General features: G+C 71.0%; 27 protein-coding genes. 16 read left to right on the top strand and 11 right to left on the bottom strand.

What is annotated here, in order from left to right:
* Positions 1–31: 31 nt before the first annotated feature.
* Positions 32–1,381 carry a serine/threonine-protein kinase gene (locus ABEA10_RS05000; RefSeq protein WP_345458132.1) on the bottom strand — a complete coding sequence of 450 codons (1,350 nt, stop codon included), beginning with the start codon at positions 1,379–1,381 and terminating at the stop codon, positions 32–34.
* Positions 1,382–1,508: 127 nt separating this feature from the next.
* Here ABEA10_RS05000 and ABEA10_RS04995 point away from each other — a divergent pair, with 127 nt between their 5' ends.
* Entirely contained in the window at positions 1,509–2,927 is a 1,419-nt protein-coding gene (locus ABEA10_RS04995) for a serine/threonine-protein kinase (protein WP_345458130.1), read from the top strand.
* Between the two features lie 135 nt (positions 2,928–3,062).
* Positions 3,063–3,308 carry a hypothetical protein gene (locus tag ABEA10_RS04990; RefSeq protein WP_329242076.1) on the top strand — a complete coding sequence of 82 codons (246 nt, stop codon included), beginning with the start codon at positions 3,063–3,065 and terminating at the stop codon, positions 3,306–3,308.
* A 33-nt stretch (positions 3,309–3,341) separates the two neighbouring features.
* Here ABEA10_RS04990 and ABEA10_RS04985 read toward each other — a convergent pair whose 3' ends face one another.
* From ABEA10_RS04985 to ABEA10_RS04975, 3 genes are all read right to left on the bottom strand, one after another.
* Positions 3,342–4,553 (bottom strand): MFS transporter, encoded by a 1,212-nt coding sequence (locus ABEA10_RS04985; RefSeq protein WP_345458128.1) that lies wholly within the window; start codon positions 4,551–4,553, stop codon positions 3,342–3,344.
* A 103-nt stretch (positions 4,554–4,656) separates the two neighbouring features.
* Complete coding sequence (locus tag ABEA10_RS04980; RefSeq protein WP_345458126.1) at positions 4,657–5,457, bottom strand: ABC transporter permease; 801 nt, start codon at positions 5,455–5,457, stop codon at positions 4,657–4,659.
* Positions 5,450–6,373, bottom strand: a complete 924-nt coding sequence (locus tag ABEA10_RS04975; protein ID WP_345458124.1) for an ABC transporter ATP-binding protein — start codon at positions 6,371–6,373, stop codon at positions 5,450–5,452. The genes ABEA10_RS04980 and ABEA10_RS04975 overlap by 8 nt, the downstream gene beginning before the upstream one ends.
* A 55-nt stretch (positions 6,374–6,428) precedes the next feature.
* Here ABEA10_RS04975 and ABEA10_RS04970 point away from each other — a divergent pair, with 55 nt between their 5' ends.
* The 4 genes from ABEA10_RS04970 (at position 6,429) to ABEA10_RS04955 (ending at position 10,628) form a co-directional block, all read left to right on the top strand.
* Complete coding sequence (locus ABEA10_RS04970) at positions 6,429–7,034, top strand: DUF1707 SHOCT-like domain-containing protein (protein ID WP_345458122.1); 606 nt, start codon at positions 6,429–6,431, stop codon at positions 7,032–7,034.
* Positions 7,035–7,364: 330 nt separating this feature from the next.
* On the top strand, positions 7,365–8,621 hold the full coding sequence (locus ABEA10_RS04965) for an extracellular solute-binding protein (RefSeq protein WP_345458120.1): 1,257 nt from the start codon (positions 7,365–7,367) through the stop codon (positions 8,619–8,621).
* Between the two features lie 10 nt (positions 8,622–8,631).
* The gene (locus tag ABEA10_RS04960) at positions 8,632–9,591 is read left to right on the top strand and encodes a carbohydrate ABC transporter permease (RefSeq protein WP_329242049.1); all 960 of its coding nucleotides are present in this window, start codon (positions 8,632–8,634) and stop codon (positions 9,589–9,591) included.
* Complete coding sequence (locus ABEA10_RS04955; protein ID WP_345458118.1) at positions 9,588–10,628, top strand: carbohydrate ABC transporter permease; 1,041 nt, start codon at positions 9,588–9,590, stop codon at positions 10,626–10,628. The genes ABEA10_RS04960 and ABEA10_RS04955 overlap by 4 nt, the downstream gene beginning before the upstream one ends.
* Before the next feature lie 86 nt (positions 10,629–10,714).
* Here the strand turns inward: ABEA10_RS04955 and glpX are convergent, their stop codons facing one another.
* Complete coding sequence (glpX, locus tag ABEA10_RS04950; protein WP_329242043.1) at positions 10,715–11,749, bottom strand: class II fructose-bisphosphatase; 1,035 nt, start codon at positions 11,747–11,749, stop codon at positions 10,715–10,717.
* A 437-nt stretch (positions 11,750–12,186) separates the two neighbouring features.
* Here glpX and ABEA10_RS04945 point away from each other — a divergent pair, with 437 nt between their 5' ends.
* Positions 12,187–12,795: a TetR/AcrR family transcriptional regulator gene (locus ABEA10_RS04945; protein WP_329242040.1), complete on the top strand. Its 609-nt coding sequence runs from the start codon at positions 12,187–12,189 to the stop codon at positions 12,793–12,795.
* Positions 12,782–13,465: a DUF4245 domain-containing protein gene (locus tag ABEA10_RS04940; RefSeq protein WP_345458113.1), complete on the top strand. Its 684-nt coding sequence runs from the start codon at positions 12,782–12,784 to the stop codon at positions 13,463–13,465. The genes ABEA10_RS04945 and ABEA10_RS04940 overlap by 14 nt, the downstream gene beginning before the upstream one ends.
* A 34-nt stretch (positions 13,466–13,499) precedes the next feature.
* Here the strand turns inward: ABEA10_RS04940 and ABEA10_RS04935 are convergent, their stop codons facing one another.
* The 3 genes from ABEA10_RS04935 to xseA all read right to left on the bottom strand — a co-directional run bounded on the left by ABEA10_RS04935 (position 13,500) and on the right by xseA (position 15,780).
* A complete protein-coding gene (locus ABEA10_RS04935; RefSeq protein ID WP_345458111.1) occupies positions 13,500–13,739 on the bottom strand; it encodes an exodeoxyribonuclease VII small subunit in 240 nt (79 codons plus the stop codon).
* Positions 13,740–13,786: 47 nt separating this feature from the next.
* Positions 13,787–14,452 carry a hypothetical protein gene (locus ABEA10_RS04930; RefSeq protein WP_345458109.1) on the bottom strand — a complete coding sequence of 222 codons (666 nt, stop codon included), beginning with the start codon at positions 14,450–14,452 and terminating at the stop codon, positions 13,787–13,789.
* A 113-nt stretch (positions 14,453–14,565) separates the two neighbouring features.
* A complete protein-coding gene (gene xseA / locus ABEA10_RS04925; protein ID WP_345458107.1) occupies positions 14,566–15,780 on the bottom strand; it encodes an exodeoxyribonuclease VII large subunit in 1,215 nt (404 codons plus the stop codon).
* A 159-nt stretch (positions 15,781–15,939) separates the two neighbouring features.
* Here xseA and ABEA10_RS04920 point away from each other — a divergent pair, with 159 nt between their 5' ends.
* Entirely contained in the window at positions 15,940–16,362 is a 423-nt protein-coding gene (locus ABEA10_RS04920) for a MarR family winged helix-turn-helix transcriptional regulator (protein ID WP_329242026.1), read from the top strand.
* Positions 16,363–16,490: 128 nt separating this feature from the next.
* Entirely contained in the window at positions 16,491–16,688 is a 198-nt protein-coding gene (locus ABEA10_RS04915; protein ID WP_345458990.1) for a DUF5999 family protein, read from the top strand.
* Positions 16,689–16,805: 117 nt separating this feature from the next.
* Here ABEA10_RS04915 and ABEA10_RS04910 read toward each other — a convergent pair whose 3' ends face one another.
* A complete protein-coding gene (locus ABEA10_RS04910; RefSeq protein ID WP_345458104.1) occupies positions 16,806–17,564 on the bottom strand; it encodes a DUF8129 domain-containing protein in 759 nt (252 codons plus the stop codon).
* A 159-nt stretch (positions 17,565–17,723) separates the two neighbouring features.
* Here ABEA10_RS04910 and ABEA10_RS04905 point away from each other — a divergent pair, with 159 nt between their 5' ends.
* Positions 17,724–18,671, top strand: coding sequence for a 4-hydroxy-3-methylbut-2-enyl diphosphate reductase (locus ABEA10_RS04905; protein WP_345458102.1), 948 nt, complete (start codon positions 17,724–17,726; stop codon positions 18,669–18,671).
* Between the two features lie 14 nt (positions 18,672–18,685).
* Here the strand turns inward: ABEA10_RS04905 and ABEA10_RS04900 are convergent, their stop codons facing one another.
* Together ABEA10_RS04900 and ABEA10_RS04895 are read right to left on the bottom strand one after the other, a co-directional pair.
* Complete coding sequence (locus tag ABEA10_RS04900; RefSeq protein ID WP_345458100.1) at positions 18,686–19,234, bottom strand: DUF6542 domain-containing protein; 549 nt, start codon at positions 19,232–19,234, stop codon at positions 18,686–18,688.
* A 112-nt stretch (positions 19,235–19,346) separates the two neighbouring features.
* Positions 19,347–20,561: a DNA recombination protein RmuC gene (locus tag ABEA10_RS04895; RefSeq protein WP_329242011.1), complete on the bottom strand. Its 1,215-nt coding sequence runs from the start codon at positions 20,559–20,561 to the stop codon at positions 19,347–19,349.
* Positions 20,562–20,792: 231 nt separating this feature from the next.
* Here ABEA10_RS04895 and ABEA10_RS04890 point away from each other — a divergent pair, with 231 nt between their 5' ends.
* The 5 genes from ABEA10_RS04890 to ABEA10_RS04870 form a co-directional block, all read left to right on the top strand.
* Positions 20,793–21,371: a hypothetical protein gene (locus tag ABEA10_RS04890; protein WP_345458094.1), complete on the top strand. Its 579-nt coding sequence runs from the start codon at positions 20,793–20,795 to the stop codon at positions 21,369–21,371.
* Between the two features lie 51 nt (positions 21,372–21,422).
* Complete coding sequence (gene ychF, locus ABEA10_RS04885) at positions 21,423–22,502, top strand: redox-regulated ATPase YchF (protein ID WP_345458091.1); 1,080 nt, start codon at positions 21,423–21,425, stop codon at positions 22,500–22,502.
* Between the two features lie 190 nt (positions 22,503–22,692).
* Positions 22,693–23,700: a conjugal transfer protein gene (locus ABEA10_RS04880; RefSeq protein ID WP_345458088.1), complete on the top strand. Its 1,008-nt coding sequence runs from the start codon at positions 22,693–22,695 to the stop codon at positions 23,698–23,700.
* 73 nt (positions 23,701–23,773) lie between these two features.
* Positions 23,774–24,046, top strand: coding sequence for a hypothetical protein (locus tag ABEA10_RS04875; RefSeq protein WP_425550867.1), 273 nt, complete (start codon positions 23,774–23,776; stop codon positions 24,044–24,046).
* Between the two features lie 60 nt (positions 24,047–24,106).
* A partial coding sequence (locus tag ABEA10_RS04870; RefSeq protein ID WP_345458084.1) for a conjugal transfer protein occupies positions 24,107–25,125 on the top strand: 1,019 nt, incomplete at its 3' end.

The following is a 25,125-nucleotide window of genomic DNA, read 5'->3' as shown; positions in this document are numbered from 1 at the left end:
CCCGGCGCTCAGCCGCCGGGGCGGCGGGCGCTCAGCCGCCGGGCCCCTTGCCCTTCGTCCTTCCCTTGGCCTTGCCCTTCCCCTTGCCCGCCCTGGCGCTCTGCGCCGAGGCGCGCGTCGGGGACGGCTGGGCTGAGGAGCTCCGCGCGGCCGGGTGGTGTGTCCGGCGGCGCGGAGTGACCACGCGGTGGGTGGCGGCGGCGTTCGACGGCACCGCCGTGGGCGTGCCGCCGTGCGGTGCCGGGGAGTTGCGCCGGTCGTGGTCGGCGGCGGTCGTCAGGAGCACGACGACGAGCGCCGCCGTCGCCGTGGCGGCCACCGCGACCGACCCGGACGCCGAGGGACGGCGGGGACGGGGCAGGTCCCTGGTGCCGGACCGGCCGCCGGCCGGTGCCGTCCGCCGGTTCGGCACGAACGAGGCGGTGCCGGGCGGGAACGGATCCTGGTCACCGGTGTGCGGCAGGTCCGGGTCTGGGGCCGTCGCGGGGGCGGGCACCTCGTGTGCGGGCTCGCGTACGGGCCCGTGCGCGGCGCCGGCCCAGTCGAGCCAGGCCAGCAGCTCGGCGGCGGCGGGACGCCCGGCCGGAGACTTGCTGAGGGCCTGGGCCACCGGTCCGCGCAGCGAGTCGTCCAGCCCGTCGAGGTCCGGCGGGTCGAACATGGTGCGCTGCGCGAGGACGTCCGGGTCGCCCCGCCCGAACGGGTTGCGGCCGGTGGCGGCGAACCCTACGGCGCACCCCCAGCCGAAGATATCGGAGGCGGGCGTGGCCGGGAGGCGTTCGAAGCGCTCGGGCGGGATCCATCCCGGGCTGCCCACCACCAGGCCCGGCCCGGTCGGACCGCCGGCGTCCCCGACCTGCCGCGCGATGCCGAAGTCGATCAGACGCGGCCCGGTGGAGCTCAAGATGATGTTGGCCGGCTTCACGTCCCGGTGGATCAGGCCGGCGCGGTGGACGGCGGCGAGCGCGCGGGCCACGCCGACCGCCAGCGCCCGAAGCGTCGTGCCGGACAGCGGCCCGTCGGCGTTCACGGCCTGCGCCAGCGACCGCCCCTCGACGTACTCGGTGACGACGTAGGGCGGCCGGTGGGCGCTGCCGTCGGCCACGAGGCCGGCGACGTACGCGGTGGGCGCCCGGCGCAGGCACGCGACCTCCGCCTCGTACCGGCGTGCCAGATCCTCGTCGCCGGCCGTCTCACCGTGGGCGATCTTGACCGCGACGAGAGCGCCGCCGGGACCGCGCCCGAGATAGACGACGCCCATCCCACCGTGGCCGAGGCGTCCGAGCAGCAGATATTCCCCGATCCGGCCGGGGTCCTCAGGCGTCAGCGGCCGGACGCCCGCGGGCAGGCTCTCGTCCGCCGAGGCCGAAGGTGTCGCCATACGCCAGTCCTCCGTGGTGATCGGGTGATCCCGATCCGTCGATCCTCCATTTTCGGCCGGGTCACGTGCAAGCGAACGGCAAAGGTCTGGATACCGGAGTCAACGTCTCCCAGGTATCTTGCGCTTCGTGGCCGAGTCGCGGGATCGCTTGCTCTCCGGCCGCTACCGGCTCATCGACCAGATCGGCCGGGGCGGCATGGGAACGGTCTGGTGGGCCCATGACGAGCTGGAGGACCGCGAGGTCGCGGTCAAGGAGGTGCACCTGCCGCCCAGCCTCGGCCACCGCGAGCGGATGAACCTCCTCCGGCGCACCGACCGTGAGGCGCTCGCCGCCGGCCGGCTGCGCCACCCCGGGCTGATCGCCATCTACGACATGGTGATCGAGGACTCACGCCCCTGGCTGGTCATGGAGTACGTCGCGGCGCGCTCCCTGGAGGACGTCTTCGTCGACGACGGTCCCATCTCCCCGCGCCGCGTCGCCGAGATCGGCGTGCAACTGCTGTCCGCACTTCGCGCCGCGCACGACGCCGGCATCGTCCACCGCGACGTGAAGCCGAGCAACGTCCTGCTGGAGACCTCCGGGCGGGTCGTGCTCACCGACTTCGGCATCGCGACCTACGACGGCGCCACCACACTGACCCAGACCGGCACGTTCATGGGCTCCCCGGCGTACGTCGCGCCCGAGGTCGCACGCGGCGAACCCGCGACTCCGGCGTCGGACCTGTGGTCGCTCGGCGCGACGCTCTACGCCGCGGTGGAGGGCCGCCCGCCGTACGACCACGAGACCGCGATGGCGACGCTGAGCGCCCTGGTCACCAGCGAGCCCGACCCCCCGATGCGCGCGGGGCCGCTCCGGCCCGTGCTCGCGGGCCTGCTGACCAAGGACCCGGCCCGGCGCCTCACCGCCGGGCGCGCGGGGGAGCTGCTCGCGGCCGTCGCCGCGCCACCGTCGCCGCCTTCGCGGCCGCCGCGGCGCCGGCGGCGGCTCGCCGAGCGCGTCGGGGTCGTGCCGGTCGTGACGGTCGGCGTGCTGGTCCTGGCGGTCGGCGCGGGCGTCCTGGCCGGGGTGAAGGGCACGCCCGCCCGATACTCCGGCCGGCCGACGCCGCGGACTCCCTCGGCCGCGGCCCCCTCTCCCGCCCCGCGGACGTCCGCTTCGGAGACCGGTCCGCTCCCGGCGACGATCGGCGGCGAGACGGGCGGGTCACCGGCCGTACGCCTGGCCCGGGGCGGCGCGATTTGGCCGGACACCTCGGCGCTGACACTGCGGCTCGGCGCGGGTCACGGCGGCGCACGGGTGTCGGTCGTCGTGACCTGTCCCTCCGGGCCACGCCTGCTGACCTTCACCGCGTACGTGGTCGGGGACGCGGGGTCGCTCGTCCGCGGCACGTGCGCCACGGTCGGCGGCGGTCCTCCGGAGTCCCGGTCCCTCCGGCTGCCGGCGGGCTCCGGTCCCGCCCGGATCCGCGTCCGTGTCCGGCCCGGGGCCGGCGCGGGTGACGGCCCGATCTCCTGGTTCGCCGGTCTGTACGGCGCGGCGTCCTGAAGGCTTATCCGGCACGGTGAGTAGCACGTCGACTACGCTCGCCGCTGTCGCCGGTCGCGTGGGACCGGCGGGTCCCCGATACGCGTGTGGGGCCGGTGATGGTGGGTAATACCGCCACGACGATGGAGGAATGTGATGAGCCTGGACGAAGCAGCCCGCCAACTTGAGCTGGCGGCCCACGATACTCAGGTCGCCTTCGACTGCATCGGTCTCGGTGAGATCGAGCGCGCCCACACGCACACGATCACCGCGAGAGCGGCGGCGGACGCGGCCGAGGTCGCCCTGCGCATCGCTCTCGCCGACATGTCCCCGGAAGAGGCCGAACGCGCCGGCGAGAAGGCCATGACGCGCATCGCGCGGGAAGAGGGCTCGCGTCACTGAGCCCGTCCACGCACGCCGCGGGTCCCGTCTCCGTCAGGCGACGGGACGCTCGGCGACCGGGGCGTCCTGGCCGACGCGCGCGAGCGGCGCGGGCTCGAAGCCCCGGGCGGCCCCGAGGATCACGAGGGTGAGCGCGGCGCCGACGGCATAGGCGATCCACAGGACCGACGCGACGGCACCCGCGATGACCGCGCCGAGCACGAAGCCGACGTAGTTGAAGACGTTGACCCGTGCCACGGCGATGCCCAGGCCGGTGGGATCGAGCCGTCCGGCCGCGGAGAACGACGTCGGCACCACGACGGCCAGGCCCAGCCCGGCGACCGCGAACCCGGCGATCGCCACCGCCGGATCCGGCGCGAGCGCCGCCGCCAGCAGCCCGAGCCCGCCGATCACCGCACCCACCGCGACGACCCGCGCCGCCCCGTACGCCCGTACGACGAAGTCGGCGCCGGTTCGGCTCAACATCATGCAGACCTGGTACGCGACGTAGGCCAGTGGCGCGACCGCGCCGGCCGCGTGCAGGTCGTCCTTCAGGTACTTGGCGCTGTAGCTCGACGTGGCCGAGTCCGCGATGTACATGCAGGTCACGGCCACGCCGATGACGACGATCGGTCTCCACGGGACCCGCTTGGCGGCGGCCCGGAGCTGGTCGCCGCTGGGCCCGGCGGACTCCATCGCCCGTGGATACAGCCGATGGCCGCTGGAGAGGGAGACCACGAGCCCGAGCACGGCCGGGACGGCGAACCCGGTGCCGAGCCCCATGTCGACCCGGTTGGCCAGCGCGATCCACAGCCCGGCGAGGATGCCGGCGGCGCTCCAGATCGCGTGGAACCCGGTCAGCAGGCTCTTGCCGTACCGCGTCTCGGCGGTGACCGCCTGGGCGTTCATGGAGGCGTCCACGGCGCCGACGAACAGGCCGAAGAGCGCGGTGGCCGCGTACAGCGCCGGATTGCCGGGCGCGACGCCGATCGCGAGGATCGACAGCAGGACGAGCGGCTGGGCGACCCGCAGCACCGGGCCGCTGCCGTACCTCGGCATCAGCGTCCCGGCCAGGACGCTGCCGACCCCGGCGACGACGGGCACGGCCAGCAGGACCAGGGCGAGCGTGCCGTCGCTGAGGTGGTGCGCCTTCTGGATCTCCGGAATCCGCGTCACCAGCGCGGCGAACGAGAGACCCTGCACCCCGAACGCGGCGTACGCCGCGAGACGGCCTCGCCGGGCCTGTCGGTCGATCTCTGCCGTCACCGCGCCCCCCCGAAACATGAAAGAGGTTCGCGTCAGCGTAGAGACCAGGCGCGTCAGGGTCAATACGGTCCGGAGGGCCGGGTGAGGTAGGTGGCGCGTGCGGTCAGTCGATGAGGCGGCGGCGCATGCCGCGGACGGCGAGGAACCACATCAGGGCGGCGAACACCACCAGAGCGCCCACGTGGCCCAGGTCGGCGAGCGGATGGAAGCCGAACACGGCGTGGCGCACCAGCTCCACGCAGTGGTACAGCGGGTTGACGTGCGCGATCGGGTGGGCCCAGTGGGGGAGGCCGCTGATCGGGAAGAACGTGCCCGCGACCAGGAACAGCGGGGCCAGCACCCCGCTGATGATGTAGTCGAAGCTGTTGATCGACGGGACCACGGTGGACGCCCAGATGCCGAACAGCGCGAAGCCCGCGGCGGTCAGCACGGTGAAGATCGGCACGGCGATCACACCGATGTCCGGGCGCAGGCCGAAGGCCAGCGACACGAGGATGGGAGCGCAGGAGTAGACCCCGCTCTTGACCGCGATCCAGGACGCCTCGCCGGCCACCACCTCGTGCACGTCCACCGGGGCGGCCAGGACCGCGTCGTAGGAGTGCTGGTAGGTGCGGCGGATGTAGGTGTTGAACATGCCCGGGAACACCGAGGTGAACAGCGTCGCCGTCGCGACCACGCCCGTGCCGACGAAGTCGACGTAGCGGTAGCCCGCGACATGGCCCACCAGCGAGCCGAAGCCGAAGCCGAACGCCAGCAGGTAGATCGTCGGCTCGATGATCGACGCGAACGACGACGAGGCCCAGTAACGGCGGAACAGCGCCAGCTCCCGCCGCCACACCCCGCGCACCGGAGCCCACTCGAACGTCCTCAGCTGTTCTGGTCGCGCTCGCTCGTGGTCAGTCAACGGTTTCTCCGGTCAGCATGACGAAGACGTCCTCGAGGTTGGCGGCGCGGCGTACGACCCGGTCGCCGTTGGCCAGGCTGTCGGCGAGCGACGGTGAGATCCGCTCGGCGCGCAGCACCGACACGGTCGGGCCGGTGCGGCGGGTCGGCAGGCCCGCGCGCCGGGCGAGGCCCTCGACCTCGGCCAGCCGTTCGGGCGAGCCCTCGTGCTCCTCCACGCGGTCGCCCGCGTGGTCGGCGATCAGCTCGGCGGGGCTGCCGGTCGCGATCACCTTGCCGTGCGACATCAGGGCGCAGGAGTCGGCGAGCCGCTCGGCCTCCTCGATGTAGTGCGTGGACATCAGCACGGTCACCCCCGACGCGCGCAGCCCGGCGATCAACCCCCACAGGTCCGCGCGCACCTGCGGATCGAGGCCGACGGTCGGCTCGTCCAGCAGCACCAGGCGCGGCGAGTGCACCAGCCCGCGTGCGACCAGCAGCCGCCGCCGCATGCCGCCCGACAGCTTGTCGGCGCGCGCGTCGGCCCGGCCGGTCAGGTGGGCGATCTCCAGCGCGCGGTCGACCGCCGCGCGTACGCCGGCGCGCGGGACGCGGTAGAGCCTCGCGAAGACCTCGAGGTTCTGCCGGGCGGTCAGCTCCTCGTCGAGGTTGTCGGTCTGCGGTACCACGCCCATCAGGGCCCGTGCCTGCTTGGCCTCACGCGGGATGGCGTGGCCGAGCACGTTGATCATTCCCTCGTCGGCCCTTGACTGGGCGGTCAGCAGCCGCATCGTCGTGGACTTGCCGGCGCCGTTGGGGCCGAGCAGCCCGAGACAGACGCCGTCGGGCACCTCCAGCGTGAGCCCGTCGACGGCCGCGATCGACGTGCCGTCACGATCGGTATACCGCTTGACGACGTCGCGCAGCAGGATGGCCATATCGTTCACGGTAGGCAGCGCCTACGACAGACCGCCAACGAATATCGTCTGGGTCGTGGACCTTCCGTGGAAATCCGACAGCGACGATCTCTCTCCCCGTGAGCTGCGCGCCTCCGACACCGACCGGGAGAACGTCGTGCGCCTGCTGAGGGAGGCCCACGGCGACGGCCGGATCACCCTCGACGAGCACGGCGAGCGGGTCGAGCGGGCGTACGCCGCCCGCACGCTGGGTGAGCTCGCCGAGCTGACCCGCGACCTGCTGCCGGCCGACCGGCAGCCCATCCGGCTGGATCCCGGACCGCTGCACGCCCTGTTCGGCACCGTACGCCGCGACGGGCGGTGGGTCGTGCCCGGCCGGTTCGCGGCCGCCGCGGTCTTCGGCACGCTGGAGATCGATCTGCGCGAGGCGCTGCTACAGCGCCGCCACATCGTCGTACGCGCGAGCGTGCTCGGCGGGCGGCTCCGGCTGGTCGTCCCCGAGGGCGTGCGCGTGGAGTTCACCGGGCGGTCCATCGTCGGCACCCAGGCGCTGCGCGTACGGCAACCGCAGGGCCCGGACGTGCCCGTCATCGAAGTGAGCGGCACGGTCGTGTTCGGTTCGGTCGGCGCGCGTACGCCGAAACGCCGCCGGCTGGGCCGCCTGCGCCGCCCGGCCCGCTGATCACGGACCGGAGCAGCAGGTCACGGGGGAGGTTCAATAACGGTTGAGACTCCTCGTCGCGCATCCCCTTGAACTGGTACGGACCAGCTCCTATCGTTCAGTGCCATGCGCGATTCTGCTCAGTGAGCAGTCGAATCGTGCACAACCTTTCATGCCTGTGAAAGGAGGTGGCGGCGCGAGCCGCACACCAGCTGTGCCACGTCAAGCGGCCGCTCGGAGGTGATGAGCCGAGGGCCCGGCCGGGGGTTGGCGAATCCTTTTTCCACACACGACCGGGGACGTCGCGCGCACCCGCGCGCCCCGAAGCCTCACACGAGAAGGCGGGGACAGGTGAAACGGCACCTCACCGGCGTTATCGCCGCGGGTCTCACGGTGACCCTCGGTTTGACCGGATGCAGCAAGGGGAGTTCCTCAGGCGACAGCGGCGACAACAAGACGATCAGGTTCGTCGCCGCGATCTACGACGACAAGACCAAGAGCCTCTGGGACAGCCTCATCAAGACGTTCGAGGCGCAGAACAAGGGTTACAAGGTCAACCTGGAAATGGTCGACTGGACCCAGATGGACGCCAAGGTCAAGACCTACGTCCAGACCAAGCAGACGCCCGACATCTTGAACTACAACGCGTTCGCCGACTTTGCCCGGGACGGCCTGCTCTTCCCGACCTCGGACGTGCTGTCCCCGCAGGTGTCGAGCGACATCCTCCCGTCGTTCGTCGAGGGCGACAAGTACAAGGGCACGCAGTACGGCATGCCGCTGCTGTCCAGCGTCCGGCTGTTCTTCTACAACAAGGACATCTTCAAGAAGGCCGGCATCTCCGCGCCGCCCAAGACCTGGGACGAGGTCAAGACCGACGCCCAGAAGATCAAGGACAAGGGCGGGAAGGGCGTCTTCCCGCTCGGCCTGCCGCTCGGCGCCGAGGAGTCCCAGGCCGAGTTCTTCATGTGGGCGATGAACAACGGCGGCGGCTACGTCGACCAGTCCGGCAACTGGGCGATCGACAGCCAGGCCAACGTCGACACGCTCAACTACCTCAAGGACCTCAGCAAGTCCGGCCTCACGCAGCCGAACCCCGAGACGACCGACCGCAAGGACGTCTTCAACCAGTTCGCGCAGGGCAAGATCGGCATGCTCAACGGCGCCGTCTTCATGCCGGCGGGCTTCATCAACAAGGTCAACGCCAAGCTGCCGTACGCCATCGCGCCGCTGCCGACCAAGGCCGGCGGCACGCCCAGCACGCTCGGTGTGCAGGACTTCCTGGTGGCGTTCAAGAACAACGGCGGCAAGAAGAAGGACGCCGTCTCGAAGTTCCTGAACTTCTTCTACCAGACGAACAACGTCGCCAACTTCCAGAAGGAAGAGGGCTTCCTCCCGGTGACCAAGTCGGCGGGCGACGTGATCGGCAAGGCCGTGCCGTACGACAAGCCGTTCATCGACGCCCTGCCGAACGCCAAGTTCTACCCCACCGGCAACGCCGCCTGGGGACCGCTGGCCAACACGGTCAAGGAGAAGCTCGGCACCGCCATCACCGGTGACCCGAAGAGCGTGCTGAGCGAGCTCCAGCAGACCGCGCAGAAGAACGGCTGACGGACGGCTCGTGCACGACACCATCGAGGCGCGTGGCGCCGGGGCGGCGTCCCCGGCGCGCACGCCGCGCTCGCCCAGCATCGGCCGGCGGATCCTCCGGGCGCTCGCGCCGCTGCCGTGGATCGGCCCCGCGATCATCCTGATCGCCGCGGTCGTCCTGTGGCCGGTCATCGAGATGGCCTGGACGTCGCTGCTGAAGGTCAGCTCGTCCGGGAAGACGCTCGGCTTCAACGGGACCCGTAACTACCATGACCTGTTCGCCGAGACCGGCCTCGTCAGCGTGCTGCTGCGCACGGTGGTGTGGGTGGTCGGCGTCGTGCTGGTCACGATCGTCGTGTCACTGGCGCTCGGGCAGCTGCTCAACGCCCGGTTCCCCGGACGGCGCGTGGTGCGCTGGGCGGTGATCGTGCCCTGGGCCGCGTCGGTGCTGATGACCGCGCTGACGTGGAACTGGATGCTCAACTACTCCTACGGCGTGGTCAACAAGATCCTCCAGGGCGTCGGGCTGATCGACCACCCGGTGAACTGGCTGGCCCACCCCACCCAGGCGCTGATCTGGATGATGTGGGTGGCCGTCTTCGTCTCGCTGCCGTTCACCTCGTTCGTCATCCTGGCCGGGCTGCAGACCGTCCCGCAGGAGGTCTACGAGGCGGCTCGCGTCGACGGGGCCGGCCGCGCACGCACCTACTTCCGCATCACGCTGCCGCTGCTGCGCCCGGCCCTGCTGGTCGCCGCGATCATCAACGTGATCAACGTTTTCAACTCGTTCCCGATCATCTGGGCGATGACCAAGGGCGGGCCCGGAACCAAGACGGACACCAGCACGACGTTCATGTACAAGCTGGCCTTCGTCGGCTCGGGCAGCGTCGGTGAGTCGGCCGCGATGGCGGTCGTGAACTTCGTGCTCATCCTGGTCCTGGTCCTGCTCTACCTGCGGGCCGTCGGCTGGCGCGGGGAGGCGCAACCGTGACCGAGCGAAGCGAGGGAACCGAAGACGCAGCCCCGGTGGTCACCCCCTCCGACGAAGGAGGATCCCTGACCGAGCGAAGCGAGGGGGCCGGAGACACGGCCCCGGTGGTCACCCCCTCCGACGAAGGAGGGGCCACGACCGTCCAGAGCACACGTCCGCGTTCGGCCCGCCGGGGCGGGCCCGGCCGGGCGAAGCCGGGAGGCCGATCGGGGTCGGTTGGCCGGGGCAAGCGCGCGATCCTGGCCGGCGTCGGGTACCTGGTCGCGTTCATCTTCGTCGCGCCGTACCTGGAGATGCTCCTCACGGCGCTCAAGCCCGACCGCGAGCTGACCGCGTCGCCGACGACCTTCCTGCCCAAGCACTGGAACTTCGGGAACTTCGTCGACGTCTGGAAGGCCGCGCCGATCTGGACGAACATGCAGGTGTCGCTCACCGTGGCCGGCGCGGCCACGCTGATCGCGCTCCTGGTGGCGCTGCCCGCGGCGTACTACACGGCGCGCAACCGGTTCTGGCTGCGCACCCCGTTCCTGCTGCTGGTGCTCATCACCCAGATGTTCGCGCCCACCGCCCTGGTGGTCGGCATCTACCGGGAGATGGTGTCGCTGAACCTGACCGACACACTGCTCGGCCTGATCCTGGTCAACGCCGCCTTCAACCTGCCGTTCTGCGTGTGGATCCTGCACGGGTACTTCTCCAGCATCCCCAAGGCGCTGGAGGAGGCGGCCTACCTCGACGGGGCGGGCAAGGTGAAGGCCCTGACCAAGGTGACGCTGCCGCTGTCCCTGCCCGGCCTCGTCACCGCGGTGATCTACACGTTCATCGGGGCGTGGAACGAGTACGTCGTCGCGCTGACGATCACCTCGTCCCCCAACCGCCAGCCGCTGACCGTGGCCGTCCCGTCGTTCGTCACGGGGTACCAGGAGCACTGGCAGTACCTGTTCGCGACCTCGCTGATCGCGATCGTGCCGGTCGTCATCCTGTTCATCGTGATCGAGCGGTACCTCATCGGCGGCCTGACCGCCGGCAGCGTCAAGTAGTCGCCATCGGGCGAGCGTACGGCGCTTCGGCCCGGACGAAGAACGCGACCCTTCCGGCCCCCGCGGCCGGAAGGGTGCGCGACGGCCTAACTCGCGGTGTCGAAGTTGATGGCGGAGTAGGCGCGGAGCTTGGCGAGCCGGTGCTCGCTGTCGATCCGGCGGATCGTCCCGCTGCGTGAGCGCATCACGAGCGAGTTCGTGTACGCCAGGCCCTTGCTGTAGCGGACCCCGCCGACCAGCTCGCCGTCGGTGATGCCGGTGGCGGCGAAGAACACGTCGTCGGAGGTGACCAGGTCGTCGGTGGTCAGCACGCGCGACAGGTCGTGTCCGGCGTCGATCGCCTTCTGCCGTTCGGCGTCGTCCTTGGGCCACAGCCGCCCCTGCAGCACGCCGCCGAGCGACTTGATCGCGCAGGCCGCGATGATGCCCTCCGGCGTGCCGCCGATGCCCAGCATCAGGTCGATGCCGGTGTTCTCCCGCGCCGCCATGATCGCGCCTGCGACGTCGCCGTCGGTGATGAACTTGATCCGGGCGCCCGCCTCGCGCACCTCCTCGACGATCCGCTCGTGCCGGGGCCGGTCGAGGATGACCACCGTGACGTCCGACGACGAGCAGCCCTTGGCCCGCGCCACCGCCCGGACGTTGTCCGCCACCGGCGCGTCGATGTTGACGACGTCGGCCGCCTCCGGACCGGTCGCCAGCTTCTCCATGTAGAACACGGCCGACGGGTCGTACATGGTGCCCCGCGGGCTCACCGCGATCACCGCGATCGCGTTGCTCTGCCCGAGCGCGGTCAGCCGCGTGCCGTCGATCGGGTCCACGGCGACATCGCAGTCCGCGCCGTTGCCGTCGCCGACCCGCTCGCCGTTGAAGAGCATCGGGGCCTGGTCCTTCTCGCCCTCACCGATCACCACGACACCGTTCATCGACACCGTGTTGATCAGCTGGCGCATGGCGTTCACCGCCGCCCCGTCGGCCCCGTTCTTGTCGCCGCGCCCCACCCAGCGCGCGGCGGCCATCGCCGCGGCCTCGGTCACGCGCACGAGCTCCAGCGCGAGGTTGCGGTCCGGGGCGTGGGCCTCGGTCACCAACGGGGACGACGGAGTGCTTGTTTCGGTCATCGGATCACGCGGCGTCGCGGCCCGGCCTCCCGGCCGGGGTCGAGCCGCTCCCTCCTCGAGTGTCAGGTCGATCGCATGTTCGCACGTCCGGGCTGCGGCGCAGTGGAGGCGCAAGCACTGCAAACATGCCCGCTTTGGAGGAAAGGTTGCGTGCGAGAAACACCACTTTGACGATTCGCCCACCCGGCGGCCGCACCGGCCCGCCTGAGAGTCCGGGCGTCAACCGCGCCACCGTGCGCCGCGCCCCCGCGCGGGCTCCAGGCCGCCGGATCATCGGCGGCTGATGCCGGTGGACGTAAATTCAGCGCAGACAGGGCGTAATCTAGGGCCGTAATGAGCAGCGAAATCAAGAGGCGGCCCGAGGGGCGAGCGACATGCCCGGCGGGCCGTCGGTGGCGAGTGCCGTGCGCCTCTCCGGCACGGCGAGGAGCGCGCAGTTGAGCATCGAACACCTCCAGCGCACCTCTGACCGGGGTGCGGCCACGCGCGGAGCCCTGCTGGCGGCGGCGCGTGAAGTCTTCTCGGTGTCCGGGTTCGCGCAGGCGGCGGTGACCGACATCGTGGCCAAGGCCGGCGCGAGCGTCGGTAGCCTCTATCACCACTTCAGCGGCAAGGCCGACCTTTACCTCACGCTCTTCGAGGAGTTCCAGAACCGCCAGCAGGAGCGCACCCGCGAGGCCGTCCACCTCGCCCGCGACCAGGGCGAGACCGACCCGATGCGGCTGTTCATCGCCGGGGCGCGCGCCTACCTCGACGGGTGCCTCGCCGAGCCCGACCTCTCCCGGCTGTTCCTGTCCGGCGACGGGCCGCCCGGCTTCGACCGGGCCCTGCGCGACCGCCTCCGCACCTGGGCGCGGCGCAACGCGGCGCTCTTCCACACCGGCGACGGCGAGGTGGACGAGGCGCTCGTCGTCGTGCTGACCGGCGCGATGTCCGGCGCGGTCTCGGAGGTGTCACTGTCGGAGGACGAGACGGCGTCACGGCGCCTCGCCGACGACGTCCTGGCGATCATTTCCCGCATGGAGAGCTCCCGTGGACGGTCGTGAGCCGGCGGACGACGCCAACGCCCCGGACGCTCCGGACACCGGCGCTCCCGGCACCACCGCCACGGCGACCCGTCCGCCCGAGGGGCCGTACGTCGTGTCGCCGTCGGTTTACAAGCGGCTGATGTCGGGGTTGCCGGGCTTCTGCATGGCGCTGGTCGCGTCGCTCGCCCTCGTCGGCGTGGTCATCCTGATCACCCCGCGGCACAACGAGTCCGCCATGCCGCACGCCGACTACAGCAGCGACCTGGCGGGGCTCACCGCCGTCGCCCCCTACCAGGTACTGGCGCCCCAGGGCCTGCCGCAGCGGTGGTTCGCCACCAGCACCCGGCTCAGCGGCCACGGGCGGGGGCCGATCTCCTGGCACCTCGGCTTCTCCACGCCGAGCAAGGAGTACGCCGCGCTGGAGGAGAGCAACGAGACGCCCGACGGCGCCGGTCACTTCATCGATCGCATGACGAGTCAGGGCCACCCCGACGGCACGTCCCAGATCGCCGGCGCGACCTGGGACCGCAGGTTCCGGCCGGACAAGAAGCAGCGCTCGCTCATCCACCGCTTCCCCGGCGTCACGATCATCCTCACCGGCACGGCCTCGTACGAGGAGCTCGGCGTGCTCGCGGCCGCGCTCAAGCCGCAGCCCAAGCCGTCCTCGGCCGCCACGCCCGTCGGCTGACCCGCGGCGCACGGATCCGGCGGGGTGCGGCGGCTCAGAAGGGCGCGCTCTCGGCGGGTTCGGTGTTCGGCTCGGCGCGCTCGGCCATGGCCGCGGCGAGCCGGGCGCGGGCGCCCTCCAGCCACTCCTCGCAGATGCCGGCCAGCTTCTCGCCGCGCTGCCAGAGAGTGAGCGACTCCTCGAGAGTGAGCCCACCGGCCTCCAGCCGGCGTACGACGTCCGTCAGCTCGTCACGGGCCTGCTCATAGGACAGCTCTGGTTTCTCCTCCGTCACCCGAACCACCCTACGGGCACCGCGGCCCGCCCGTGCCGAGCCGCCGGTCAGCTGCTGAGATTTCCGATGATGATGAGGATCACCAGGAGGAACGCCAGCCCCGGGTAGAGGTAGGCGCCCGGGCGCTGGAACACCGGCGGGCCCGGGTCGAGCGGCGCGCGTCCGTCGCCCTGTGGCTGCGGCGCGGGCAGCTTCGCGACGTTGCTGCGGGAGCTGAGATTCATCAGCACGAAGATCGGAGTCAGCACGATGGCGCCGATGCTGCACCAGCCGCCCGTCAGTGACTTGGCGGTCTGCCGCCGGAACGTGTGCAGGCCGCAGTCGCGGCAGTACGGGCCCGGTGCCGTCCAGATCGTGTGCATGAACACCGCGCCGACCACGGCGCGGAACGTCGCCTGCACGGCGGGTGCGCTTCCGCACAGACGGCAGCTCTGTCCTCCGTAGGCCTGATGGCCGGCCTGCTGCTGTTGGTACTGCGGTGCCTGGTACTGCTGGCCCTGGTACTGCTGCTGTTGGTATTGCTGCTGCGGCTGCTGGTAGGCCTGCTGAGGGGGCTGGCCCCAATGCTGGCCGTACTGTGGCGGTTGTTGCTGCTGCTGGGGCTGCTGGTACGGCGCCTGGTACTGCCCCGGGGCGGGCTGTTGCTGGTACGCCTGCTGCTGGTAGGGGCCGGGCCCCTGGTACGGCTGCTGCTGGTACGGGGGCTGAGTCACGGGGAGTCCTTCGACGGATGGGGTAAGAGTGACGGATGAGGTGAGCGACCATTATCCGCATGATCCGGGGGTGCTCGGGGCGTTTTACGGGGTTTCACCAGGTGAGGCGGTGCTCACACCGTTCCGTCGTCCTCCGCGCGTACGGCGATCCGGTCGTCGTGGAAGCGGATCAGCAACTCGTCACCCTTGCTCACGTCGGCGGCGGCGCCGACGACCGACTCGTCGGGACGCTGGATGACGGCGTAGCCGCGCTGAAGCGTGGCGGCGGGGGAGAGGGCCACGAGCCGGCCCCGGGTGTGGGAGAGGTCGTCCGCGGCGCGGTCGAGGGCCGCGGACAGGCAGCGCCGTGCCCGGTCGCGCAGGGTGGTGACCGCCTCCGCCTGGCGTTCGATCTCCCGTACGGGATCGGCCAGCGCGGGCCGCGAACGCACCCCGGCCAGCCACTGCACCTCGCGCTCGACCCGGCCGGACAGGCAGCGCCGGCCGCGGTCGCGCAGCTGCCGGACCAGCGTGAGCTGCTCGCGCACGTCGGGCACGGTCTTCTTGGCGGCGTCGGTCGGCGTCGAGGCGCGGACGTCGGCGACGTAGTCGAGGAGCGGCGTGTCCTGCTCGTGCCCGATCGCCGAGACCACGGGCGTGCGGGCGGCGGCCACCGCGCGTACGAGGGCCTCGTCGGAGAAGGCGAGCAGGTCCTCCAGGGAGCCGCCGCCGCGGGCGATGATGATCACATCGACGTCCTTGTCGGCGTCGAGCCGGCCCAGGGCGTCGATGACCTCCCCGGCCGCGTAGGTGCCCTGCACGGCGGTGTTCTCCACCTTGAAGCGGACGGCGGGCCAGCGGCGACGGGAGTTCTCCAGCACGTCGCGCTCGGCGGCGGAGTCACGCCCGCAGATCAGCCCGACCGTCCCGGGCAGGAAGGGCAGTGGGCGCTTGCGCTCGGCGTTGAACACGCCCTCGGCGGCGAGGAGCTGCTTGAGCCGCTCCAGCCGGGCCAGCAGCTCGCCGACGCCCACCGGGCGGATCTCGAACGCCGAGAGCGCGAACGAGCCGCGGTTGATGTAGAAGTCGGGCTTGGCGTGCACGACCACGCGTGCGCCGTCGACCACGGCCGGACCCCCGGCGTCGCAGACGGTGCGCGGGCAGACCACGCGTACGGACACGTTGGCGACCGGGTCGCGCAGCGTGAAGTAGACCGTGCCCGCGCGACGGTTGAGCTCGGTGATCTGCCCTTCGACCCAGATCCGGCCGAGCTTGGAGATCCAGCCTCCGACGAGCTGCAGGACGGTACGGACCGGGGTCGGCGACTCCGGCGAGGTCTCCAGCGCCATGCGCGCAGCCTAACGGCCCACGGGGACGGTGCGCGGCCGGGAGGCAACGAGCCTGGTGGTTCTGGCGAGCCGGGCTGGACGGAGCGTGCGGTACGCCCCACACTGCGTAATCACCCCAGCTGAACGGGGCTCTCTGCTAGCGTGGAAGGAGGAAAGGTCATGTCCGATCCCCGTGCGCTCGCCGAACGATTCAACCGGCAGATCCGCGACCTCGTGCTCATGCTCCGTCGCGCGAACGCCGGCCAGGCCGTCACGACACAGCAGATGTTCGTGATGGGCTCGCTGGAGGGTGGCTCACGCCGGATGTCCGACCTTGCCGCGGAGCACGGTGTACGGCTGCCGACCATGACACGGCAGATCGGCCGCCTCGCCCGCGACGGGCTGGTCACCCGGGGACGCGAGGCCGACGACGCACGGGTGGTCACCGCCGAGCTCACCCCTCTGGGACGCCAACGGCTTCAGCAGGGCCGCGAACAGCGGATCACCTTTCTGGCGGGGCGTATGACACTGCTGAACGACGCCGAGCGGGCCTCCATCGAGGCCGCGTTGCCGGCGTTGGAGAAGCTGTTCGCCGGCTCGTGACAGGGACCTGGACTGGTACGGGTACGGGTATTCGTCTACGTAGTTGTCCCGATGCCTTTCCCGCGGGCACGGGCCATGCTGGTGTGCGGGGCCAGGCGACAGCAGGTTCTTCAGGGGGTGTGAGTCCTGTGTGTGAGCACCAGCCGTTCTGCCCATCCGCGGAGGCGCCGGACCACGACGCGGCCAAGCTGGTCGCCTACCACCCGGAACAGGGGTGGGGACTGTTGTGCAACGGTGTGATCATTTTCGACGACACCGGTGAGCTTCTTCCCGACGGGGGAGCGTCCCCCGCACACCGCGCCACGGTCGGACACGTGGTCGTGTAGGCGCGGCCTTCGTCCGCGCCGTTCCGATGCCGGGGAACCACGCCTTCCCCCGGCACCGGCGTACACGTCAGCGCCGCCGGGCCCGTACGGGCGCGCGGCGGTCCCGGGCGGCCTCGGTCAGTGGCCGCCGCGCAGCTTGGCGATGCGGTTCTCGTACATGCGCAGGAAGTCGGCGCGCGCCGCGTGCGCCCGCTCGTAGTCGCGCAGCTCGTCGACCTGCTTGGCGTCCAGGCCCCGCAGCCGGGCGCGTACGGAGGCGAGCGTCGCCTCGTCGTACCCCGAGATCGGCAGGTTCGCGGCCGTCTTGGCGCGCGCCTTCGGCCGCGCGGCCTTCGTCTCAGCCTGCTTGGCCTTCTCCGCCGCGGCGGGCCTGGCCTTGGCGGCCGGCTTCGGCGAGGGCTTCGGCGCCGGTTTCGGCGAGGGCTTGGCGGTCGCCGGCTTGGCGGCCGTGGGCTTCGCCGTCGCGGGCTTGGGCCGGGAGGCGGCCGAGGGCCGGGCCGGGGGCGCCGCGGCCGGCTTCGCGCGCTCGGCGGGCCGCCGAGGCGGCGTGGCCGGGCGCGTGGTCGCGGACGGCTTCGGCTTGCCGACGGAGATCTCCGAGTCGTCGGCCGCGCGGCCCTTCGGCGGCGTCGGGGCCCTGCCGTTGCCGGCGACCTTGCCGACGACCATTCCGGTGAAGTTCTCGGCGTCGTTCTTCAGCCGGCCCAGCACGGGGCTCAGCCCGGACTCGCGCGCCTCGCGGTAGTCCTTGCGCAGGCGGTCGGTGAGCAGCAGAGCCCGCCCGACCCCCATGACCGCCAACCGGGCGGCCTGGATCGGCAGCTCGCTGACGGTGTCCTTGACCTGTTCCCTGAGGTGGCGTGGTGATCGTGTCATCGTTTGTTTCTGCTCTCTCCAGCCCGGTACAAACGGACCGGCCGGTACCCGACGTTGTGTCTACGAACACTCTGCCCTACGGTGTCGCGACGTTCACGCGCCGTGGCCGGTTTCTCCGTGGTCGGATCGCGCACCGCGAGGCCGCCTACCATGGTGCCTATGACTCGTCGCGTTCTCCTGGCCAAGCCGCGTGGTTACTGTGCGGGCGTCGACCGTGCCGTCCAGACGGTCGAGCTGGCGCTCGAGCGCTACGGCGCCCCCATCTACGTGCGCAAGCAGATCGTGCACAACGTCCACGTGGTCAAGACCCTCGAGGAGCGGGGGGCGATCTTCGTGGATGAGACCGAGGAGGTCCCCGAGGGCGCCATCGTGGTCTTCTCCGCCCACGGCGTCGCTCCGGTCGTCCACGACGAGGCCGCCGGTCTGAGCCTCCGCACGATCGACGCGACCTGCCCGCTGGTCACCAAGGTGCACAAGGAGGCCCGGAGGTTCGCGAGCGACGACTACGACATCCTCCTCATCGGCCACGAGGGCCACGAGGAGGTCATCGGCACCAGCGGCGAGGCCCCCGAGCACGTCCAACTGGTCGACGGGCCGGACGACGTGGCCCGCATCACGGTCCGCGATCCGGAGAAGGTCGTGTGGCTCTCCCAGACCACGTTGTCCGTGGACGAGACCACCGCGACCGTCGAGGCCCTGCGCGCCCGGTTCCCCAAGCTGATCGACCCGCCGTCGGACGACATCTGCTACGCCACGCAGAACCGTCAGGTCGCGGTCAAGGAGATCGCCGCCCGGTCCGAGCTGGTCATCGTGGTCGGCTCCCAGAACTCCTCCAACTCCAAGCGCCTGGTCGAGGTCGCCAAGGACCACGGCGCCGACGCGTCGTACCTGGTCGACTACGCCGACCAGATCGACCCGGCATGGCTGGAGGGCGTGACGACGGTCGGCGTGACGAGCGGCGCCTCGGTGCCGGAGGAGCTCGTGGACGGCGTTCTCCAGCACCTCGCGGCCCATGGCTTCGACACGGTCGAAGAGGTCGAGTCCGTCCGCGAACGCATGGTCTTCGCCCTGCCCCACGAACTCCGCCGCGACCTGCGCTCCGCCTGAGCTCCCGGCCAGGCCTACTCGGAGGACGCGCCCGGGGCCGGAGGCTCGTCCCAGCGCACCGGGTCGTCGTCATCGTCCTTGCGGCCGCGCAGCGACGTGCGGCCGCGGAAGGGGTTGTCCTCGGCGATGCTCGCGCGCAGCTCCCGCAGGTTCGCCGGGAGCCCGCGCGGAACGGCGATCAGCACCACGAGCAGCGCGCCGACGAACAGCCACGGCACGTTCGACGTCAACGTCGTGATCAGGGTCAGCAGCATGCTGACCACGAACGAGCGCTCCCCGAACGAGCCGACGGCCGCGCCGAGCAGCGAGACGAAGAAGAAGATCAGCGGTGGGCTGACCACGAGGACGAGCAGATCCGTACGGCGGGTGGTCAGCACCGCCAGCAGGCAGCCGAGCACGAACAGGAACCCCTGCGCCCCGTGCAGGCCCAGCAGCCCGCCGAAGACCGCGCCGAGCAGGGTCGCGGCGAACACGACGACGATGCCGCCCCGGCCGGTCAGGGTGATGGCCGGGCCGGAGGGCGGGCGCCGCCGGCGCTTCCCTCCCGGGGGAGGAGATGCCACCTTCGGGCCTCCGCGCGTGTCCGTTGCCACCAGCCGTCCCAGAGTCGAGCCTGCCTGAGCGTACGGTAACCCGCTTCGGGGGGTCACGTCCCGCGACACGACGTTACCGGCATCAGGGAAGCAGACGGATCTGGCGGTTCTCGTCCGCGTCGTCGGCGAGTTCGGCGGCGGACAGCGAGCGGGCCGGTTCGCCGACCTGGGCGGGTGGGTCGAGCTCGTCGTCGGTCACGCCGAGCTCGTTCAGCCGCCGCGCGGTGACCAGGACCCGGCTCTCCAGCGACCCGACGGTGCGGTTGTAGGCGACGACCGCGTTCGTCAGCGACTTGCCGAGCTGGTCGACGTGGCGGCCCAGCGTGCCGAGCCGCTCGTACAGCTCCCGGCCGAGTTCGAACACGGCGCGGGCGTTCTCCGACAGCGCCTCCTGCTGCCACGCGTAGTGCGCCGTCCGCAGCATGGTGACGAGCGTGGTCGGGGTGGCGATGTGCACCCGGCGGCGCATCGCGTACTCCAGCAGTCCGGGGTCGCGGTCCAGCGCCGGCGCCAGGAACGCCTCTCCCGGCACGAACAGCACCACGAACTCCGGTGCGGGGCTGAATGAGCGCCAGTACGACTTGGCCGCCAGCCGGTCCACGTGGTCGCGCAGGTGCCGGGCGTGCGCGTCGAGGCGCGCCTTCCACACACCGGGCTCGTCGGCGTCGGCCGCCTCCAGGTACGCCGCGAGGGACACCTTGGAGTCGACGACGATGTTCTTGCCGCCCGCGAGGCGTACGACCATGTCGGGGCGGACCCCGCTCCCGGCCGTGGCCTGCTCGTCGAAGTCGCAGTGGCGCGTCATGCCGGAGATCTCCACCACGCGCCGCAGCTGGAGCTCGCCCCACCGGCCACGCGCCTCGGGCCGCTGGAGCGCCCGTACGAGGGTCTGGGTCTCCCGGCGGAGCTGGTCGGAGCTCTGCCGGACGAACTCCACCTGCTTGGCCAGCATCGCGTGCGACTCCCGGCGGCCGGTCTCGACCTCGCGCAGCTGCGCCTCGACCCGGCCGAGCGTGTCCTTCAGAGGGGCGATGCGCTTGTCGAGCTCGCCGGCCGCCTCGGCGTTCGCGGTGGCCAGGCGGGTGCCGGCCAGCTCCAGGAAGCGCTGGTTGCTGGCGTCCAGGGCCTGCGCCGACAGCGCCTGGAAGCGTTCGGTGAGGCGCTCCTCGACGTAGGCGACCTTCTCCTCGGCGGCCTCGGCCCGCGCCGTGAGCACCGCCGTACGGCTCCGGGCCCAGGCCACGCCCGCGACGGCACCGACGATGAGACCGACGACCAGACCGAGCAGAACGTCCATCTCCGCATCGTGACAAAGCGGCCGGGCAAAGTCGGCCCGACGCGCGGGTGAGGGCGCCACTGCGGGCGGAACTCTCACTCACGGACCAAGAATTCGTCCGCTACGCTCCGGTGCGTCTGATGACCAAAGGGAACATTCGTGCAACCACCGTACAGTCCGGGTCCCTACCAGGGACCGTCGCATCCGGGCCCGCCGTACCCCGGTCCGCCTGGGCACCCTCCCCGCCCGGCCATGCCCGGTGCCCCGCCACGGAGGTCGCGAGGGGGCCTGCTGGCGATCCTCCTGATCGCCGGGTTCCTGGTCGTGGTGGTCCTCGGCGTCGTGCTGATCATCGTGAACCACACCAGGTCGCAGGGCCGGTTCGAACACGCCCCGGCAGGGTGCTGGCTGCTCGGTCAGGCGCAGATCCAGGTGTACGTGCCGGGCGCCGGCCCGGAACCGGGCCTGGAGGGGGCCGCGTGCACGTGGGAGGCGAGCGGCACGAACACCGCCGGGCGGGTGCACGTGTACGTGGAGACCTTCGACCGGTCCACCGTCAAGGACGCCGAGGACCAGTACGGCGTCAGGCGGCGACAGGCCGACGAGCCCGGTGTCACGATCGTTCCACTGTCGAGCGGCGACGAGAGCTTCATGGCATGCAACGCTTCCAAGGGTTCGGCAGGGAGCTGTGAGTCCTACACGCGCCTGAGCAACCAGGTGTTCAGGGTGGAGTTCGAGAGCTTCGAGGAGCGGAACGCGCGGGACCCGGCATCCGTGGTGCGGACGCTCACCGAGCAGGCCACCCGGCACCTTGACCAGGCGGGCCGGTAGCGCTCCGCCGGATGACGGTCTGGGCGCGGCAGGGCCGTAGACTCGCCGTCCGTGAGCCTGTCCATCGGAATCGTCGGGCTGCCCAACGTCGGCAAGTCGACGCTCTTCAACGCCCTGACCAAGAACACCGCTCTCGCGGCGAACTACCCCTTCGCCACGATCGAGCCGAACGTCGGTGTGGTCGGGTTGCCCGACCCGCGCCTCGACGAGCTGGCGCGGCTGTACGACTCCGCGAAGATCGTGCACGCGACCGTGCAGTTCGTCGACATCGCGGGCATCGTCAAGGGTGCCTCGGAGGGGCAGGGACTGGGCAACCAGTTCCTCGCCAACATCCGGGAGACCGACGCGATCTGCCAGGTCATCCGGGTCTTCGACGACCCGGACGTCACGCATGTCGACGGTGACGTGGCGCCGCCGCGCGACATCGAGACGATCAACACCGAGCTGATCCTCGCCGACCTCCAGACGCTGGAGAAGGCGTTGCCGCGCCTGGAGAAGGAGGCGCGAACCACCAAGGACAAGGACAAGCTCGCGGTCGTGGAGGCGGCCCAGACGGCGCAGAAGGTGCTGAACGAGGGCACCACGCTGTACGCCTCAGGGCTCGAGCCGGGCGTCCTGCGCGAGCTGCACCTCCTCACCGCCAAGCCGTTCCTGTACGTCTTCAACGTCGACGAGGACGAGCTGGGCGACGAGGGCCTGCGCGCGCGGCTGCAGGGGCTCGTCGCCCCGGCCGAGGCGATCTTCCTCGACGCGAAGATCGAGTCGGAGCTCATCGAGCTGCCGGACGACGAGGCCCTGGAGCTCCTGCAGTCGACCGGCCAGCAGGAGCCGGGGCTGGCACAGCTCGTACGGGTCGGGTTCGAAACGCTCGGGCTGCAGACGTTCCTGACGGCGGGCCCGAAGGAGGCGCGGGCCTGGACGATCCGCAAGGGCGCGACCGCGCCGGAGGCCGCCGGCGTCATCCACACCGACTTCCGCACCGGGTTCATCAAGGCCGAGATCGTGTCCTACGGCGACCTCATCGAGGAGGGCTCCGTCGCCGCCGCGCGTGCCGCCGGGAAGGCCCGGATGGAGGGCAAAGAGTACGTCATGCAGGATGGCGACGTCGTGGAGTTCCGGTTCAACGTGTAGGAAGCGAGACAAACCTCGCCTTCCGGTAATACTGCCCGTCACACGGAGTTATCCACAACCGCGTGCCGGGGCTGTGCATCTCCGCTCGACACTGGAACAATTGACCGCCGTGGTTAAGGTGGTAAATCGAACACCAGTAGATGGATAAGACGCGCGCCGATCCGGCTGGGCAGGCGCGAGCGGAGGGACGATGGCTCGCAGGTCGTCCGGCGTTGTAGACGCCGGCACGCCCGGTTACCCGCCGGGCGGATTCCCGCCCGCCGACCCCTGGGATCAGCCAGACGACAAGGGGCGGCGGGGCAAGGCCCGTGGTGGGTCCGGCGGCGGTCGCGGTGACCGCGGCGGCTGGGGAGGCTCCGGCGGCCGGTGGTGGATCTACGCCGGCCGTGTCATCCTCTGGGCCTTTATCATCGTTGTGCTGGTCAACGGCGTCAGGGCGCCGTTCGAGCGCTTCACGGCAAAGCCGTCGGCGCCGTCCGCCCCCTCGGCGCAAAAACCGGCGTTCCCGCAGGAAGAGGCCTCTTCCTATGCGCTGTCCTTCGCCGATGTCTATCTGAATTACGACCCGGCGACGGCGGCGGACCGGCAGCGGCAACTCGCCCAATTCATCGCTCCCGGGGTGGACGCGCAACTGGGCTGGAACAACAGCGGAAAGTCGGTGCTGCGGTCGGCGCACGTCTCCTCGGTCGAGGCTCAAGACGCCAACCGGGCGATCGTGACGCTGCTCGTGCAGGCCAACGGAAAAATCTTCCAGCTGGCCGTCCCGGTCTACGCGAAGGACGGCGCGCTGGCGATATCCGGCCGGCCCGCGACGCTTCCGGCGCCGCCGAGGGCGGCGTTGCCGGCGGCCAACCAAGATCGCGATTCCGCGCTCGAGGCCGAGTTGCAGGAGCCCCTCACGGGGTTCTTCAAGGCGTACGCGAGTGGCGACACCGCTTCGCTGCAGCGCTACTCCGACCCGCCGGTGACGGGACTCGGCAACGTGCTCACGTTCGGCGCGCTGAAAGAGGTCGACGCGCCGCAGGGCGACGCCAACGCGCGGACGGTCAACGCGACCGTGATCTGGCAGGTCCCTCCTGGTCAGCCCAAGACCACGGGTGGCTCGCTCGAGCAGACCTATCAGCTCACGATGGTGAAAAAAGACGGCAATTGGTACGTAACGGACATTCGGGGTTCTACACTGCCGGCCGCGTCATGAGGAACCGGCCGGTCTCATCCGGAAGCTACGATTCACTCCCCGACCGAGGAAGGCTAGGTCGATGATTCAGCATATGTTGGCGATGCTCCCGCACCACGAGATCGCGGAGCCCGCCAATGGCCTGAACACCGATGATCTCGCGAAATGGCTTCGTCAGATCTTCGGGCCGCTGTTCCTGGTCATCGTCTCGATCGTCGCGATCTTCTTTCTTTTCACGCGAGAGATCACGCGGTTCGTTCAGTTCATCATTCTGGCCATCGGCATTGGAGTGATCTTCTACGTACCGAATATCATCGAGACGACGGCAAAAGCGATCGCCAAGGCGCTTGGAGTAAGCATATCCTGATAAACGAAACTGCCGAGTAGTCTGAATATGGTCGGTTCCAGTTAGGGGAGTGGGGCCCGCGTGGATCTGCCCACGTACACCAATATCTGGCGCATCGAAAAGCGGCTCTACAAGCTTTATGATCTCAGGCTGCCGATGCCGCTGCCGTTGGTGCAGATCGGTGTCTTCTTCGGCATATTCGTGCCGTGGATCGTCCTGCTTCAGCTTCTCCAGGTGCCGTTCCACACGCCCTGGCACGTGGTGTACATCGTGCCGCCCGGTGTCCTGACGTACCTCGCGACGCGGCCGGTCATCGAGGGCAAGCGGCTGACCGAGCTGATGATCTCCCAGATCCGCTATCTCACCGAGGCCAAGACCTGGGCACGGCTGACGCCGATCCGCGAGCCGGACGAGGTCGCCATCGTCGGGCGGGTCTGGCTGCGGCACCGCGGGGTGTCCGGCCGGGTGCACACCGGCGGGCAGTCCGGGCGGAGCGCACGGCCGGCCCCAGACGCCGTGGCGTCCTCCGGGCGGAGCGCCCCACCGCTGCACGACGCCGCCGCCCCGGCCCGTCCGGCGCCCGCGACGCGCGCCGAAGTGCCGTCCGGGCGTGCCGCGGCCCCGGCGCCCGCCCAGCGTCCGAGCCTGCGGCCGACACCGGCAGAAGGGACCGCCACGGTTCCGCCGGCCACGCCGGGGCGCGGATCCCGCCGTCCGGGCGGGCCGTGGAGCCGGCCCGGCGCCGGCGACCCCTGGGCGACGCGCGTGGACGATCCGAACGCGACGCGCACCGACAATCCCCGCATGCCGGCCGGCGGCGACCCGAACGCCACCCGGCTCGACTCCGATGACCCGCGCGCGACCCGGCCGGAGAAGGTGCGGCGCGATCCGGCGCCACAGCGCGTACGCGGCTACCCCGCGCCGGCGGGCCGTCCGGCCGACGACGCGTCCCCGGAGCCCGGCGACGGCGGCGAGCAGCGCGAGCGGCCCGCCGTGAGCGCCGAGGGCGAGCGCGCCGGCGGAGGCGCCGGCCCGTCCCCGTCCGGCACGCCGCACGGCACGGGGCGCAGGCGCAGCCCCTCCCACGAGCCCGAGCGCCC

Source organism: Actinoallomurus oryzae, from assembly GCF_039541955.1.
GTDB lineage: Bacteria > Actinomycetota > Actinomycetes > Streptosporangiales > Streptosporangiaceae > Actinoallomurus > Actinoallomurus oryzae.
This window is presented reverse-complemented; position numbering and strand designations above follow the sequence as displayed.